The organism is Bordetella pertussis 18323 (genome assembly GCF_000306945.1).
GTDB classification, from domain to species: Bacteria; Pseudomonadota; Gammaproteobacteria; order Burkholderiales; family Burkholderiaceae_B; genus Bordetella; species Bordetella pertussis.
In genome coordinates this window covers 2,074,000-2,089,811 of sequence record NC_018518.1, presented here as the reverse complement: position 1 = coordinate 2,089,811, position 15,812 = coordinate 2,074,000, and the positions used below count along the sequence as shown (strand labels likewise).

The 15,812-nt window shown below is 69.7% G+C and carries 14 protein-coding genes and 1 other RNA gene; 6 read left to right on the top strand and 9 right to left on the bottom strand.

Translation table 11 applies throughout. From position 1 onward, the window contains the following. The first annotated feature begins 6 nt into the window (after window positions 1-6). The 6 genes from BN118_RS09795 (at window position 7) to BN118_RS09775 (ending at window position 8,385) form a co-directional block, all read left to right on the top strand. Window positions 7-3,411 carry a UvrD-helicase domain-containing protein gene (locus BN118_RS09795; RefSeq protein ID WP_010930421.1) on the top strand — a complete coding sequence of 1,135 codons (3,405 nt, stop codon included), beginning with the start codon at window positions 7-9 and terminating at the stop codon, window positions 3,409-3,411. Between the two features lie 538 nt (window positions 3,412-3,949). Continuing rightward, window positions 3,950-4,047, top strand: an RNA gene (ffs, locus tag BN118_RS19500) — signal recognition particle sRNA small type. Between the two features lie 166 nt (window positions 4,048-4,213). After that, window positions 4,214-6,304 carry a DNA polymerase III subunit gamma/tau gene (locus BN118_RS09790; RefSeq protein ID WP_010930422.1) on the top strand — a complete coding sequence of 697 codons (2,091 nt, stop codon included), beginning with the start codon at window positions 4,214-4,216 and terminating at the stop codon, window positions 6,302-6,304. A gap of 46 nt (window positions 6,305-6,350) precedes the next feature. Continuing rightward, entirely contained in the window at window positions 6,351-6,677 is a 327-nt protein-coding gene (locus BN118_RS09785; protein WP_010930423.1) for a YbaB/EbfC family nucleoid-associated protein, read from the top strand. Window positions 6,678-6,727: 50 nt separating this feature from the next. Then, window positions 6,728-7,336 carry a recombination mediator RecR gene (gene recR / locus BN118_RS09780; protein ID WP_010930424.1) on the top strand — a complete coding sequence of 203 codons (609 nt, stop codon included), beginning with the start codon at window positions 6,728-6,730 and terminating at the stop codon, window positions 7,334-7,336. Window positions 7,337-7,434: 98 nt separating this feature from the next. Beyond that, complete coding sequence (locus tag BN118_RS09775) at window positions 7,435-8,385, top strand: IS481-like element IS481 family transposase (protein ID WP_005012067.1); 951 nt, start codon at window positions 7,435-7,437, stop codon at window positions 8,383-8,385. 65 nt (window positions 8,386-8,450) lie between these two features. Here the strand turns inward: BN118_RS09775 and BN118_RS09770 are convergent, their stop codons facing one another. The 9 genes from BN118_RS09770 to BN118_RS09735 all read right to left on the bottom strand — a co-directional run bounded on the left by BN118_RS09770 (window position 8,451) and on the right by BN118_RS09735 (window position 15,698). Then, window positions 8,451-9,314 carry a DMT family transporter gene (locus BN118_RS09770; RefSeq protein ID WP_014905778.1) on the bottom strand — a complete coding sequence of 288 codons (864 nt, stop codon included), beginning with the start codon at window positions 9,312-9,314 and terminating at the stop codon, window positions 8,451-8,453. A 120-nt stretch (window positions 9,315-9,434) separates the two neighbouring features. Further along, entirely contained in the window at window positions 9,435-9,599 is a 165-nt protein-coding gene (locus BN118_RS20485; protein ID WP_019247643.1) for a hypothetical protein, read from the bottom strand. 60 nt (window positions 9,600-9,659) lie between these two features. Further along, the gene (locus BN118_RS09765; RefSeq protein ID WP_010930233.1) at window positions 9,660-10,595 is read right to left on the bottom strand and encodes a LysR family transcriptional regulator; all 936 of its coding nucleotides are present in this window, start codon (window positions 10,593-10,595) and stop codon (window positions 9,660-9,662) included. Between the two features lie 112 nt (window positions 10,596-10,707). Continuing rightward, window positions 10,708-11,445 carry an amino acid ABC transporter ATP-binding protein gene (locus BN118_RS09760; protein WP_003818574.1) on the bottom strand — a complete coding sequence of 246 codons (738 nt, stop codon included), beginning with the start codon at window positions 11,443-11,445 and terminating at the stop codon, window positions 10,708-10,710. A 19-nt stretch (window positions 11,446-11,464) separates the two neighbouring features. Further along, window positions 11,465-12,154 carry an amino acid ABC transporter permease gene (locus BN118_RS09755; RefSeq protein WP_003810420.1) on the bottom strand — a complete coding sequence of 230 codons (690 nt, stop codon included), beginning with the start codon at window positions 12,152-12,154 and terminating at the stop codon, window positions 11,465-11,467. Beyond that, entirely contained in the window at window positions 12,147-12,836 is a 690-nt protein-coding gene (locus tag BN118_RS09750; protein ID WP_003810422.1) for an amino acid ABC transporter permease, read from the bottom strand. The genes BN118_RS09755 and BN118_RS09750 overlap by 8 nt, the downstream gene beginning before the upstream one ends. 103 nt (window positions 12,837-12,939) lie before the next feature. Next, window positions 12,940-13,656 carry an ABC transporter substrate-binding protein gene (locus tag BN118_RS09745; RefSeq protein WP_010928212.1) on the bottom strand — a complete coding sequence of 239 codons (717 nt, stop codon included), beginning with the start codon at window positions 13,654-13,656 and terminating at the stop codon, window positions 12,940-12,942. Between the two features lie 162 nt (window positions 13,657-13,818). After that, a complete protein-coding gene (locus BN118_RS09740; protein WP_010930235.1) occupies window positions 13,819-15,021 on the bottom strand; it encodes an aminotransferase class I/II-fold pyridoxal phosphate-dependent enzyme in 1,203 nt (400 codons plus the stop codon). After that, on the bottom strand, window positions 15,018-15,698 hold the full coding sequence (locus BN118_RS09735) for an RraA family protein (RefSeq protein ID WP_010930236.1): 681 nt from the start codon (window positions 15,696-15,698) through the stop codon (window positions 15,018-15,020). Before BN118_RS09735 ends, BN118_RS09740 begins: the two co-directional genes overlap by 4 nt. Between the last annotated feature and the right edge of the window lie 114 nt (window positions 15,699-15,812).

The following is a 15,812-nucleotide window of genomic DNA, read 5'->3' as shown; positions in this document are numbered from 1 at the left end:
CCAGCCATGACCGAACCCGAACGCTTGCCGCATGACCACGCCGCGCGCCGCCAGGCGCTGGACCCGTCGCGCTCGTTCCTGGTGCAGGCGCCGGCGGGTTCGGGCAAGACCGAACTGCTGACCGACCGCATTCTTGCCTTGCTGGCCACCGTGACGCGGCCCGAGGAAATCGTCGCCATCACTTTCACGCGCAAGGCCGCCTCCGAGATGCACGCGCGCGTGCTGCACAAGCTGAGCCTGGGCGCCGGCGAGCCGCCGCGCTCGGCGCACGAGCGGCGCAGCTGGGAACTGGCGCGCGCCGCCCTGGCGCGCGACCAGGAGCAGGGCTGGCACCTGCTCGATCACCCGGCGCGGCTGGCCATCCGCACCATCGACTCGTTCTGCGCCGGCCTGGTGCGCGGCATGCCCTGGCTGTCGGAACTGGGTGGCATGCCCGATATCGCCGACGACGCGCGCGCGCACTACGAGGCGGCGGCGCGCGCCACGCTGGAACTGGCCGACGAGCACGACGCGGTGCGCGCCTTGCTGGCGCACCTGGACGTCGACGTGCAGGCCGCCAAGGACGCCATCGCCGCGATGCTGGGCCAGCGCGACCAATGGATGCCGCTGCTGCAGTTCGGGCTGGACCGCGATGGCCTGGAAGCATCGCTGGCCGAGGCGCTCGAACACGAGCTGGACAGCCTGTGCGGGCAATTGCCGCGCGGCTGGAGCCAGGCCTTGTGCGGGCCGGCGCGCCTGGCCGCGGCGGCGCTGGCGGGCAGCGGCGATGCGCGGCTGGCGGCCTTGCAGGATTGGGACGCTCCCTTGCCGCCCATGGCCGAGGCGCTGGACCAATGGCGCGCGCTGGCGCATCTGCTGCTGACCGGCACGGGCGCCTTGCGCAGCCCCAAGGGCGTGAACAAGAACCTGGGGTTTCCGGCCGGCTGCGACCACAAGGAGCCGTTCACCGCCTGGCTGGCCGCCTGCGATGGCGGCGCGCCCTGGGTGCGCGCGCTGGCGGCGGTGCGCGACATGCCTGATGCGCATTTCTCGGACGCGCAATGGGATGTGCTGAGCGCGCAGCTGACCACGCTGGCGCTGTCGGTGGCGCAGCTGCGCGTGCAGTTCGCGCGGGCCGGCGAAGTCGACTTCATCGAGATCGCCCAGCGCGCGGCCTACGCGCTGGGCAGCGGCGACGATCCCGGCGAATTGCTGCTCAAGCTGGACGCGTCGATCCGCCATCTGCTGATCGACGAATTCCAGGACACCAGCCAGGGCCAGATCGACCTGTTGGCCACGCTGACCGCCGGCTGGCAGGACGGCGATGGCCGCACGCTGTTCCTGGTGGGCGACCCGATGCAGTCCATCTACCGTTTCCGCAAGGCCGAGGTCGGCCTGTTCCTGCAGGTGGCCGAGCGGGGCGTGGGCCAGATCCGGCCGGGCTTCCTGCAGCTGACCGACAACTTCCGTTCGCAAGGCGGCGTGGTGGATTGGGTCAACCGCGTGTTCGCGCAATTGCTGCCGCGCGCCAATGACGCGGATTCCGGCGCCATTGCCTACAGCCCCTCGACCGCGTTCCACGAGACGGCGCCGGGCGAGGCGGTGCTGTTCCACCCCGCCTGGGAATGCGGCGACGCCGCCAGCGCCGAGAGGCAGGCCGAGGACATCGCGGTCGGCCTGGTGCGCGCGGCGTTGGCCGAGCACGAAGGCAGCCGCCATCCCGTCGCGATCCTGGTGCGCGCCCGCAGCCACCTGGGCAGCCTGACGCGCCGCCTGGCGCAGGAAGGAATTCCCTGCCGCGCCGTCGAGCTGGTGCCGCTGGGGCTGCGCCCCGTGGTGGCCGATCTGGTGCAGCTGGCGCGCGCGCTGGCGCATCCGGGCGACCGGCTGGCCTGGCTGTCGGTGCTGCGCGCGCCATGGTGCGGCCTGACCCTGACTTCGCTGCAACGCCTGTTCGGCGCCGATCAACTGACGCCGGTGCCCACGCTGCTCGAACGCGCGCTGCGCGGCGCGGCGCGCTCCGAGGGCGGGCAGGGCAGCCTGTTCGATGCGCCGGCGCCGGGCTGTCTGGCCGAGCAGGCGCTGGCGCCCGACGAATACCGGCGCCTGCGCGCCGTGGCGGCGATCCTGCTGGATCGCGCCAATGACGCCGGCCTGCTGCCGCTGGCCGCCTGGCTGGAGCAATTGTGGCGGCGCCTGGGCGGGCCTGGCCTGTATGCGGGATCCAGCGCGGCCAGCGATGCCGAAAGCCTGTTCCAGCTGATCGAGCGGCTGGCGCCGCACGGCGGACTGGACGCCGGCTTGCTGGACACCGCGGTGGCGCGCCTGTTCGCCGCGCCGCAGGCCACCGGCGAGCAGGGCACGGTCGAAATCATGACCATGCACAAATCCAAGGGGCTGCAGTTCGATACCGTCATCCTGTACGGCCTGCATCGGGCGCCGCGCGGCGACCAGGCGCCGCTGGTGCGTTTCGAGCAAAGCAGGGGCAGGGTGCTGCTCGGTCCGATCAAGCCGCGCGCCGAAACCGAGGCCGACCCGGTGTCGCGCTACCTGGGCGCGCGCGAGGCGCGCCGCGCCGCCTACGAAACCGACCGCCTGTTTTACGTGGCGGCCACGCGCGCGCGCCAGCGCCTGCACCTGGTGGCGCACGTGGCGGTCGACGCGGCCAGCGGCCAGGCCCGCACGCCCGCGTCGGCCAGCCTGCTGGGCCGGCTGTGGCCGCACCTGTCGGTGCCGCAGCCGCCCGACGTGGCGCAAGACCAGGCGGCGGCCACGGGCGAGCAGCCGGCGCTCGTGGGCGAGCCGCTGCGCCGCCTGGCCGGCGCCGGGCTGGCGAGCCTGGCGGCCCGGACCTTGCCGCGCGAGGCCGCGGCGGGCGTATACGGCGGCGGGCAAGGCGCCGAGCATCCGTCCTGGCAACTGGAAGCGGGCTATGACGCGGCGGTCGGCACGCTGGCGCATGCCTGGCTGGCGCGCATCGGCGGCGACGGCCCGCAGCACTGGTCGGCCGATGCGCTGGCCGTACGCCTGCCGGCCATGCGGCGCCAGCTGACCCGCGCCGGCATCCCGGCCGGGCAGGCCGACGCCGCCGCGCAGGCCGTGCTGGATACGCTGCAGTCCACGCTGGACGACGAGCGCGGCCGCTGGCTGCTCGGCCAGGCCCGCGCGCGCCGCGAATGGCCCCTCATCGACGCCGCCGGCCGCGTATCGGTCATCGACCTGGCGCTGAGCACCGAAGATGGCTGGCTCATCGTCGACTACAAGACCGGCCGTCCGCATGAACACGAGACGCCCGAACAATTCGCGATCCGCATGCGCCAGCGCCATGGCGAGCAACTGATGCGCTACTGCGCCCAGGTCACCGCCCTGGACGGCCGCCCCGCCCGCGCCGCCCTCTACTTCCCCCGCGCCCGCGCCTGGATCGACCTGTAGCGTCGGGAGCCTGTCCTCGCGGGGGCAGATACCGTCTTGGCGGCGAAGCGTCGATGGCGTACTGCGGGGTGCCTGTCCCCGCTGGGACAGGCACACGCACGGCAGGCGGCAGTCCTCATGCGGGACAGGCACCGGTGCAAGGCCACGCCATCCCCGACAGGGGATAGGCGTAGGCCGCCCCAAGCAGCACCCCACCGCAGCCAGGCACACGAACCGTCGCGCTGAACCGCTGCTGCGTGTGCCTGTCCCTGCGGGGACAGGCACACGCATGGGCAGGCGGCAGTCCTCATGCGGGACGGGCACCGGTGCAAGGCCGCGCCATCCCCGCCAGGGGATAGGCGCAGGCCGCCCCAAGCAGCACCCCACCGCAGCCAGACACGCAAACCGTCGCTCCACACTACCCTCCCACCACCCCCTCCCCCTCGGGGGGAGGGCTGGGGAGGGGGCCCACCCCTTTGCCCCGACGGCCCGACCGGACCCTGATGGGTCCGGTCGGGCCGGGGCTCGCCAGCTACGCATTCTGTTAGAATGCGTAGCTGGCGGGCCCCTTCGCATGGTTCGGCGGTGAATCTGGTCAGGTCGGGAACGAAGCAGCCATAGTCGTTCAGAACCAGTGCCGGAGTAAGGCTCGCCTACCGGTATCCCTGAAAGGGGCGCCGTGACCGGAATGTATCGCGATCCAGGCGGATCGCATCATTCCTGGTTGCGGCGCCCCTTTTGCATTCCGGCGGGCGCGTTCGCGCGCCGGTCAGTGAACCAGCGCGCCGTGCCGGGCGCGCGCAACTGGCTCTACAATCCGCCCATGACTTATCTGGTACTGGCCCGCAAGTGGCGCCCGCGATCCTTCGATACCCTGATCGGGCAGGATCACGTGGTGCGAGCCCTCACGCACGCGCTGGACACGCAGCGCCTGCATCATGCCTGGCTGTTCACCGGTACGCGCGGGGTCGGCAAGACCACCCTGTCGCGCATCCTGGCCAAGTCGCTCAATTGCGAGAACGGCATCACGTCCAAGCCTTGCGGCCAATGCCGCGCCTGCACCGAAATCGATGCGGGCCGCTTCGTCGACTACCTCGAGCTCGATGCCGCCTCCAACCGCGGCGTCGAGGAAATGACCCAGCTGCTCGAGCAGGCGGTCTACGCGCCGGGGGCCGGCCGCTTCAAGGTCTACATGATCGACGAAGTGCACATGCTGACCGGGCATGCCTTCAACGCCATGCTCAAGACGCTGGAAGAGCCGCCGCCGCACGTCAAGTTCATCCTGGCGACCACCGATCCGCAGAAAATCCCGGTCACGGTGTTGTCGCGCTGCCTGCAGTTCAATCTCAAGCAGATGCCGCCCGACGCGATCGTGGGGCATCTGCAGGCAGTGCTGGGCGAAGAGCAGATCGGCTTCGAAGTGCCGGCGCTGCGCCTGATCGGCCAGGCGGCCGGCGGTTCCATGCGCGACGCGCTGTCGCTGACCGACCAGGCCATTGCCTATAGCGCCGGCAATCTCAGCGAAGAAGCGGTGCGCGGCATGCTGGGCACGATCGACCAGCGCCATCTGGTACGCCTGCTGGATGCGCTGGCCTCGGGCGACGCCGCCGGGGTGCTGGCGGTGGCCGATGAGCTGGCGGTGCGCGGCCTGTCGTATGCCGGCGCGCTGGCCGACCTGGCGGTGCTGTTGTCGCGGGTGGCCATCGAGCAGCGCGTGCGCGGCGCCTTGCCGCAGGACGATCCGCTGACCGAGGACATTACGCGCCTGGCCGCCGCCCTGCATCCCGATGCGGTGCAACTGTTCTATTCGGTGGCCGTGCACAGCCGTGGCGAGCTGACGCTGTCGCCCGACGAGTATGCCGGTTTCGTGATGGCCTGCCTGCGCATGCTGGCGCTCAATGGCGAGGCCGGCCCGGCAACGGCCGTGCAGGCGCCGCGCGCCGACACGACGCCGCGGGCCGCGGCGCCCGCCGCCGCGGCGCCGGCCGAAACCCGGCCCGAACCAACGCCTGCGCCCGCGCTTGCGCCGCAGGCCGCCGCGGCTCCGCGCGCCGTAGCCCGATCCGAATCAAAGCCGCAGCCCGCGCCCGAGCCTGAACCCGAGCCTGAGCCAGCGCCCCGGCCCGCGGCCACGCCGGTTGCGGCGACGCCGCCGGCTGTCGCCGAACCCGAACCCGTGGCGGCGCCGGCGGCCCAGGCCCGCGCCGCCGAGCCCGCGCCGGCGCCAGTGCCGCCCTGGGAGGACCTGCCCGAGGCCGTGGCCGCCCCCGCGCCGGCCCAGCCCGCGGCCGCGCCGGCGCCGGTCGCGGCGGACGACGACGGTCCGCCGGCCTGGGTCGACGAGGCCATTCCCGACGAGGCTGGCGGCGGCTTCGTGCCCGAGCACAGCTTCACCGCCGATCCGGACGACGAATTCGAAACGCTGGCGCCCGCTGCCGCGGCCATGCCGGCGCCACGGGCGCCGACGCCGCGCCGCGAATCCGGCGGCCGTGGCCGCGCGGCGCGGTCGCGCCTTGCGGACATGTCGCCGACCGGCTGGCCCGAGCTGGCCGCGCGCTTGCCGGTCACCGGCCTTGCCGCCGAACTGGCGCGCCAGAGCGAGTGGGCCGGTGTGCAGGGCGACGCGGTGTTGTTGCGCGTGGCCGTGCGCACGCTGGCCGAAAGCGAAAGCCGCGTGCGCCTGCAGACCGTGCTGTGCGAACATTTCGGCCAGGGCCTGCGGCTGGAGATCGAAGTCGGCGTCACCGGAGACGGCACCGCGCATGCGGTGGCCCAGATCGAACGCGCGGCGCGCCAGCAGGCCGCCGAAGACGCGGTGGCGGTCGATCCCTTCGTGCAGGCGCTGGTCGCCGATTTCGGCGGCCGCGTCGTGCCCGGCTCGATCCGCCATGTAGACAATCCGCCGGCCGCCTGAGCGGCGCCGGTCAGACTCAATCCCCTAATCCGAGGAAGCATCGATCATGATGAAAGGACAACTCGCCGGCCTGATGCGCCAGGCGCAGCAAATGCAGGAAAACATGAAGAAGGCGCAGGACGCGCTGGCCGAGATCCAGGTCGAAGGCGCAGCGGGCGGCGGCCTGGTCAAGGTCACCATGACCTGCCGCCACGACGTCAAGCGGGTGGCCATCGACGCCAGCCTGCTGGGCGAGGACAAGGACATGCTCGAAGACCTGGTGGCCGCGGCGTTCAACGACGCGCTGCGCAAGGCCGAGGCCACTTCGCAGGAAAAAATGGCGTCGGTGACCGCCGGCATGCCGCTGCCCCCGGGCATGAAGCTGCCGTTCTGATATCGCCTTGGCGGCCCAGCCGGGCCGCCGGGCGCGCTGCTGTCTGCGCGATGGATCCCCAACTACCCGAACCCGAACCGCTGATCGCCCTGATCGAGGCGTTGCGCCGCCTGCCTGGCGTGGGCGTGCGCTCGGCCCGCCGCATGGCCTATCACCTGCTGCAGCACGACCTGCAGGGGGCCGACATGCTGGGCCGCGCGCTTTCCGCCGCCGTGCAGCACCTGCGCCATTGCGCGCGCTGCAACAGCTTCACCGAAGACGAGGTCTGCGCGACCTGTGCCAATCCCAAGCGCGATCCCGGCCTGCTGTGCATCGTCGAGACGCCGGCCGACCAGAACATGATCGAGTCCAGCCACGGCTACCGCGGGCTGTACTACGTGCTGATGGGACGCATCGCGCCGCTGGAAGGGGTGGGGCCGCGCGAGCTCGACTTCCAGCGCGTCATCGAGCGCGCCTGCGACGGCGTGGTCCAGGAGGTCATCCTGGCCACCAATTTCACCGCCGAGGGCGAGACGACGGCCCACTTCCTGGACGATGCCCTGAGCGAGCGCGGCCTGAAAGTCACCCGGCTGGCGCGCGGCGTGCCGGCCGGCAGCGAGCTCGAGTATGTCGATGCCGGCACCATTGCCTGGGCCTTGATGGAGCGCCGTTCGACCTAGCTGTGAAGATTCAATAGGTTGTATGCATGGTTCATCCGAACCGGATTTGAGAAACTGGAAATCGCCAACCCCCCAGTTCACTCAAGGAGCCCGGCCGGATGAACACCCATAAGCATGCCCGATTGACCTTCCTACGTCGACTCGAAATGGTCCAGCAATTGATCGCCCATCAAGTTTGTGTGCCTGAAGCGGCCCGCGCCTATGGGGTCACCGCGCCGACTGTGCGCAAATGGCTGGGCCGCTTCCTGGCTCAGGGCCAGGCGGGCTTGGCCGATGCGTCCTCGCGCCCGACGGTCTCGCCCCGAGCGATTGCGCCGGCCAAGGCGCTGGCTATCGTGGAGCTGCGCCGCAAGCGGCTGACCCAAGCGCGCATCGCCCAGGCGCTGGGCGTGTCAGCCAGCACCGTCAGCCGCGTCCTGGCCCGCGCCGGTCTGTCGCACCTGGCCGACCTGGAGCCGGCCGAGCCGGTGGTGCGCTACGAGCATCAGGCCCCCGGCGATCTGCTGCACATCGACATCAAGAAGCTGGGACGTATCCAGCGCCCTGGCCACCGGGTCACGGGCAACCGACGCGATACCGTTGAGGGGGCCGGCTGGGACTTCGTCTTCGTGGCCATCGATGACCACGCCCGTGTGGCCTTCACCGACATCCACCCCGACGAGCGCTTCCCCAGCGCCGTCCAGTTCCTCAAGGACGCAGTGGCCTACTACCAGCGCCTGGGCGTGACCATCCAGCGCTTGCTCACCGACAATGGCTCGGCCTTTCGCAGCCGCGCCTTCGCCGCGCTGTGCCATGAGCTGGGCATCAAGCACCGCTTTACCCGACCTTACCGCCCACAGACCAATGGCAAGGCCGAACGCTTCATCCAGTCGGCCTTGCGTGAGTGGGCTTACGCTCACACCTACCAGAACTCCCAACACCGAGCCGATGCCATGAAATCCTGGCTACACCACTACAACTGGCATCGACCCCACCAAGGCATCGGGCGCGCTGTACCCATCTCCAGACTCAACCTGGACGAATACAACCTATTGACAGTTCACAGCTAGCGCGGCGCTATCCGCATACCATAGCGCCGCGCCGGCTCGTTGCCAAGGCATCCTGTCCGGCATGCTCAATGCGCGCGCCGGCGCCCGAACACCAGCCCCAGCCCGGCAACGATGGCCGCCATGCCGGCCAGGCTGGCCGACGCTGGCCGGTTGCCTAGCAGCAGGTAATCCAGCAGCGCCGTGCCGGGGGGCACCAGGTAGAACAGGCTGGTCACGTTGACCAGGTTGCCGCCCTGGATCAGGCGGTACAGCAGCAGCGTGGCCGCCACCGATATCACCAGCGCGAGCCACAGCCAGGCCGCCACGAAACCGGGGCTCCACTGCACCTGCCAGGGCTGTCCGGGCGCGAGCGCCAGGCACAGCGCCAGGCTTGTCGCGTACTGCAGCGGCAAGACCTCGCCGGGCGCCTGGCGCGACCCTTTCTGCAGCAGGGCGCCCGCCGTCATGCAGCCCAGCGCGGCCAGGGCGTAGGCCATGCCGGCGTGGTTCAGGCGTGCCACATCGATGTTGCGCCACACCACCAGCACCAGGCCCGCCAGGGCCAGCGTCAGCCCGGCCAGCCGGCGTGCCGGCAGGTCGCGCTCCAGCCATAGCAGCGTCAGCAGCGGCTGCACGCCCAGCACCGTGGCCAGCACGCCCGGCGTCACGCCGTGCTGCAGCGCCAGCAGATAGCAGATCGAATAGCCGCCCAGCAGCAGCGCGCCGGTGGCGGCGGTGCGCAGGCGCGTGCCAGGCGCGGGCAGGCAGCGCCCCGCGCGCAGGCCCAGGGCTGTCAGGACGGCCAGCGCCAGGGCGAAGCGCAGCACCAGGAAGGCAAAGGGCGAGGCATAGTCCAGCCCCCATTTGGCGAAGATCGCGCCGCTGCTCCACAGCAGCACGAAAAGCGCCGTCGAGCCGCGTGCGGCCCAGACGGTTTGATTGAATGGCATGTCGAATCACCTGTGTCGAATAACGCACGGGCCGCCGGCGCACGCGCGGGCGCGCGCGCCATGGCCGCGCAAGGCGGCCGCGGTGCAGCGGCGACGGAAAAGGGCCGGGAGGGCTGCGGATCAGCCCTGGGCGTGCCGGGGCGACGGCGGGGCGCCGCACAGCTGGCCGGCTGGCGGCGAGACGACAGGCGGCGGGGCCTGCAGGCCCGCCAGGGTCGTGCGCGCGCGCGGCAGGCCGCCGGCAAAGGCGGCGGCGGGCGGGCAAGGCAGACCGAAGCGGATCATGGAGGCACCCAGGTGGTGGGACGCAGGAACCCTATACACTACACAGGGACGCCGGCGGCGTCAACCGGACCGCAGGCCGCCGGGAGGCAGCGGCAGGAACGCGCCCTCGACCTCGAAGTTGCAGGTCTCGCGCGCGATGTCGATGACCGTGCTGACGACCGGATTGATCAGGCTCTTCTTGTAGACGGCGTAATAGTGGATGGTGGGCAGGTCGGGCTGGACGCGCAGCCGGCACAGCGCGCCGCGCGCCACCAGCGGGTCGAAGTAGGCCGAAGGCAGGTGGCTGATGCCCAGCCCCAGCATGGTCAGCTGCGCCATCATGGCCAGGCTGTTGCAGGTCAGCACGCGCTTGACCGACAGGCCTTGCTGCGCGAACCATGCATCGTACAGGTGCGACAGCGCCGAGTTCTGCGGCTGGCTGATGACGGGGAAGGGCGCCAGGTCGTGCGGCGTCAGTGCGCGCGCCGCATCCAGCGCCAGCGCAGGGCTGGCCATCCAGACGTTGGTCACCGAGCCGAGCTGTACGCAGTCGTACTCGTAGCTCCAGAAGGGGCCGGGCATGATGGCCAGGTCCAGTTCGTCGCGCTCGAGCTGCTGGTACATCGTGATGCCGGCCTCGATCTCGGGCACCAGCTGGATCTTCGGATAGCGCTGGTTGAGCCGTTCTATGACCCCGGCCAGCGAAGTGAGCGCCACCAGCTCGGTCACGCCCAGGCGCACGCTGCCTTCGAAGCGCGACGGGTCGGCCATGTCCAGCACCATGCGGCTGTTGAGCTCGAGCATCTCGCGCGCGCCCTCGAACAGCTTGCGGCCTGGCTGGGTCAGGACCAGCGATTTGGCGCGCCGCTCGAACAGCGGCGTGCCCGCGAACCCTTCCAGCTCTCCGACCCGCTTGGCCACGGCCGATTGGGTGGTGTGCAGCTTGCGCGAGGACGCACTGAAGCTGCCCAGCACGGCGCTCCAGTAGAACGCCTCGAGTTGCTTCAGGGTGTACATGGCAGAGTAGGCGGGCTGTTGATCGGAAAGCCCAACCATACCATCGCCCCACGGCGCCGCCGCCATGCGCCGGTTCATGGCGCCGCGGCGCCATGCAAGGTGTCGCTGCGCATCAGGCCGGGTGGTGCCCGATGATGTCGGCCAGGAAGCGCTGCGCCCGCGGATGCTCGGGCGCGCTGAAGAAGCGCTGCGGCGTGGCGATCTCGAGGATTTCGCCGGCGTCCATGAAGATCACCCGGTCGCTGACCTCGCGCGCGAAGCCCATCTCGTGCGTCACGCAGACCATGGTCATGCCGTCGCGCGCCAGCGATTTCATCACCTGCAGCACTTCGCCGACCATCTCCGGGTCCAGCGCGCTGGTCGGTTCGTCGAACAGCATGATGGGCGGCTTGAGCGCCAGCGCCCGGGCGATGGCCACGCGCTGCTGCTGGCCGCCGGACAGCGCGCCGGGGTAGGCCTGCGCCTTGTGCGCCATGCCCACGCGCTCCAGCAGCTGGTGCGCCAGCGCCTCTGCCTCGCGGCGCGGCGTCTTCAGGATGTGCAGCGGCGCGTACGTCACGTTGTCCAGCACGCTCATGTGCGGAAACAGGTTGAACTGCTGGAACACGAAGCCGATGCCGCGGCGCAGCGTATTGATGTTCACGCCCTTGGCGTGGATGTCCTGGCCGTCGATGCGGATGACGCCCTTGCCGATGGGCTCGAGCCGGTTGATGGTGCGGATGAGCGTGGACTTGCCCGAGCCCGACGGGCCGCACACGACCAGCACTTCGCCGCGCCCGACCTCCAGGCTCACATCCTTGAGCACATGGTGCTCGCCGTACCACTTGTTGACGCCTTCTAGCTTGATCATGTTGTGATTCCTCCCGCCGTCACGCCATGCTGCGGCTGCGGCGTACCCAGCTGTCCAGCCAGGCCACGCTGCGGCTCAGGCTGAAACACACCAGGAAGTAAATAATGGCCAGGATGCCGAACACCTGCAGCGGCTGGGTCAGCACCAGGTTGTTGACCTGGTTGGCCGCGAAGGTCAGCTCATTGACGCTGATCACATAGCCCAGCGAGGTCTCCTTGATGGTGGAGACGAACTGGCTGGTCATGCTGGGCAGCACGTTGAACAGCGCCTGCGGCAGCACCACTTTGCGCATGGTCGTCCAGTAGCCCACGCCCAGCGAGCGCGACGCTTCGATCTGGCCCTTGGGAATGGCCTCGATGCCGGAGCGGATGACCTCGGACAGATAGGCGCTTTCGTAGATCACCAGCGCGGTGACCAGGGTCCAGAAGCCGCTGATGCTTCCGCCCGTCAGCTTGGGCACGGCGAAGTAGGCCCAGAAGATCAGCATCAGCAGCGGCATGCCGCGCACGGTGTTGACCAGCAGGCGGCTGGCCACCCGCAGGCCGCGAAACGGGCTGACCCGGGCGATGGCGATCAGCAGGGCCAGCGGCATGGACAGCAGCAGGCCCAGCAGCGCCAGTATCAGGGTGAGCGCCAGGCCGCCCAGCGGGCCGTTGGGATATTGGCCCACCAGCAGCATGGGCCAGTAGTCATGCAGGATATCAAGCACGGCGGCCTCCGCTTCCGATGTTGTAGCGGGCGTACACGCGCGAGCCGATGAACATCAGCAGGAACGATCCGAGCAGGTACATGAGGGTGGCGGCGCCGAAGGTGGCGAAGGTGCGGTAGGTCTCGTTCTCGATCTCGCGCGCCTGGTAGGTCAGCTCGACCACGCCGATCGCCATGGCCACGCTGGTGTTCTTGAACAGCAGCAGGGCCCGGCCGACCAGCGGCGGGATCGAAATGCGCAGCGCCTGCGGCACGATGACGTGGCGCATGCATTGCAGGTACGACGAGCCCAGCGCGCGGGCCGCCTCGAACTGGGTGCCGGGGATCGCGCGCAGGCCGCTGCGTATGTCTTCGGCGATATAGGCGGCAGAGCCCAGGCCCAGTGCGATGGCGGCCAGCGAGAGCTCCGCGTTGTGCTGGTAGAGCCAGCCGCGCACGCCTTCGGGCAGCAGTTCGGGCATGCCGAAGTACCAGAACAGCACCTGCACCAGCAGCGGCACGTTGCGGTGGTATTCGACGTAGGCGTCCACGAACCAGCGGCACGGCGCCAGGTTGGTGGTGCGTATCACGACCAGCAGCACGGCCAGTGTGAAGGCCAGCACCCAGGCCACCAGGAACAGCTGCACCGTGGTCATCATGCCATCGGCGAGCTGGGACAGATAATGGGCGTCTAGAAAAAACACGCGTAGAACTCCGGAAACGACTGCACGGCGGCGCCTTGGTGGGGGCGCACGCCGCGGCAGGATGGCGCGCCAAGGTCCGGGCGGAGGCCGGCGCGCCGGGGCGTCATCCCGCGATGGGCCCGATCTTGAACGAGCGCTGCAGCTTGTACGGGGTCTGCGCGCCGAACCACTTCTCGAACAGGCGCTGCGCCTCGCCGGAGGCTTCGGCCTGGTCCAGGATCTCGTTCACCTTGGCGATGAAGCGGGTTTCGGACTTGCGCATGCCCAGGCCCCACGGCTCGTCGAACACCGCCTTGTCGATGATCGAGACGGGCGCGGTGGGCGGGCTTTGCAGCATCAGGCGCACCAGCACCAGTTCGGAGGCGAATTGCGCGTCGACCTTTTTCTGCTGCAGGGCCAGGTACGAGGCCGAGCTGTCGGTGAAACCGAGCACCTGAGACTTGTCCAGGATGCGCTTGATCTCGCGCTCCGAGCTGGAACCCTTGGTGGCGGCCACGCGGCGGCCGTTGACCGACTCGATGGTCTGCAGGTTCGAGTCCTTGCGCACCAGCAGCTTCTGCGGGCTGACGTAATAGGTGTGGCTGAAGGCGATCTGCTCGGCCCGCTCGGGCGAGTAGCCCAGGTTGGCGGCCAGGATGTCCACGCGGCTTTCGTTGAGTTCGGGCACCCGCGCGGCCACCGACAGCAGCTTGTAGTTGACCTTCACGCCCAGCTTGTCGGCCACCAGCTTGCACATATCCACGTCGTAGCCCACCACGGTGCGGGTGGCGGCGTCCTGGTAGCTGAACGGCTGGGAGGTGCCCAGCGTGCCGCACAGCAATTCGCCGCGCGCCTTGATATCGTCGAGCTGGTCGGCGTGGGCCGGCCAGGCCGAGCAGGCTTATCGTCAGCACGGCAAGAACATTGCGTTTCATCATCGATCCCCTTGTTGGTTGTCGAAAAAGCCGCGGCGGGCGCGGGCCCGCCGCCGATCGGGTTGCGCTCAGGCCAGGCGTTCGCACGCCGCGCGGATGGCCGCGCAGCCTTGCTGGATATCCTCCAGCGCCGCTGCGAAAGAAAGCCGGAAGGTGCCGGGCACGCCATACGGCGTGCCGTCGATCACCGCCACGCCGGCTTCGCGCAGCAGGTAGTGCACGAAGTCGGTATCCGTCTCCAGGACGCGGCCGTCGGGCGTGGTCTTGCCCAGCACGCCGGCGCAGTCCGGGAACACGTAGAAGGCCCCCTCGGGCATCACCACGGACAGGCCGGGCGCGCCCTGCAGGGCCGCCACCGCGGCGTCGCGCCGGGCCTTGAAGGTGCGGGCGAATTCGGCCACGCAATCCTGCGGGCCGGCCAACGCTTCGCGCGCCGCCGCCTGGCTGATCGAGCAGGCGCCGGAGGTGCTCTGCGATTGCAGGATGGCTATGGCCTTGATCAACGCCTCCGGACCCGCACCATAACCGATGCGCCAGCCCGTCATCGCATAGGCCTTGGACACGCCGTTGACCACCAGCGTGCGCTCGGCCAGTTCGGGCGCGACCTGCAGCGGATGCACCGTCGGCGTCGCGGTGAAGTTCAGCCGTGCGTAGATGTCGTCGGTCATGAGCCAGACGTGCGGGTGGCGGCGCAGCACCTCGGCCAGGCCGCGCCATTCGTCGGCGGTGTAGATGGCGCCGGTGGGGTTGCTGGGCGCGTTCATCATCAGCCACTTGGTGCGTGGCGTGATGGCCGCCTCCAGCGCCTGCGGCGTCAGCTTGTACTGGGTGGCCGGCGTCGCGGTCACCGCCACGGGCACGCCGCCGTTGACCAGCACCATGTCCGGGTACGACACCCAGTAGGGGGCCGGAATGATGACCTCGTCGCCCTCGTTCAGCGTGGCCGCCAGGCCGTTGTAGAGCACCTGCTTGGCGCCGGTGCCCACGATGATGCGGCCTTCGGGGTAGTCGACGCCGGTTTCTTCCCGCAGCCGGGCGCGTACCGCCTTGCGCAGCGGCATCGTCCCCTGGGCCGGCGGATACTTGGTTTCGCCGCGCTGCATGGCCGCGATGGCAGCCTCGCAGATATGCGCGGGGGTCGAGAAATCCGGCTCGCCCACCGTCAGGTCGATGACGCGGCGGCCTTCCTCGCGCAGCTGGGCCACGATGGCGCGCGTGGCGACGCTGGGCGACAGTTTGATGCGCTTGATCTTGTCGGCGACGATGCTCATTGCGCGTCCCCGGTCTTCTCGGCGATGATGCGGTCCACCCAGGGCTTGGCATAGGTGCCGGCGCGCAGCTTCTCCTTGGCTGCCAGCTCGGCGTCCTCTTTCCTGCGGGCCGCCGCCAGGACTGCCCCGGCCTGGGCCAGCGGTATGGCAACCACGCCGTCGGCGTCGCCCACGATGACGTCGCCGGCCGCCACGACCTGGCCGCCGATGCTCACCGGCACGTTGATCTCGCCGGGGCCGTCCTTGTAGGGCCCCTTGTGCGACACGGCGCGGGCAAAACAGCCGAACGCGCCTTGCTGGAACACATCCAGGTCGCGCACCGCCCCGTCGATGACGAAGGCGGCCACGCCGCGCGACTGCGCGTCCATCATCATCAGTTCGCCGACCAGGGCGTTGGCCGTCTCGCCGGCGCCATCGACGACGATCACGTCGCCCGGGCCGGCCAGCGAAATGGCCTTGTGGATCATCAGGTTGTCGCCCGGGCGCGTCTTGACCGTGATGGCGCGGCCGACGATGCGGGCAGCGCCGGCATGCAGCGGGCGCAGGCCCTGCACGCCGTACAGGCGGCCCATGCAATCGCTGATCTGGGCCGTGCCGATCTGGGCGAAGCCAGCCAGCACCTCATCGGCCGCGGGCGGCTCGGGCAGGGGAAGGATACGGAAACCGATAGAACTCATGGGAATGGAACCAGATACGTCACGGAACAGGCTTGCATTACAAGACGTCGGTGCGCATTCCTCAAAACGATATAAATTCCACGCCATGCACGAAATTAATTCGTGCATGGCTAT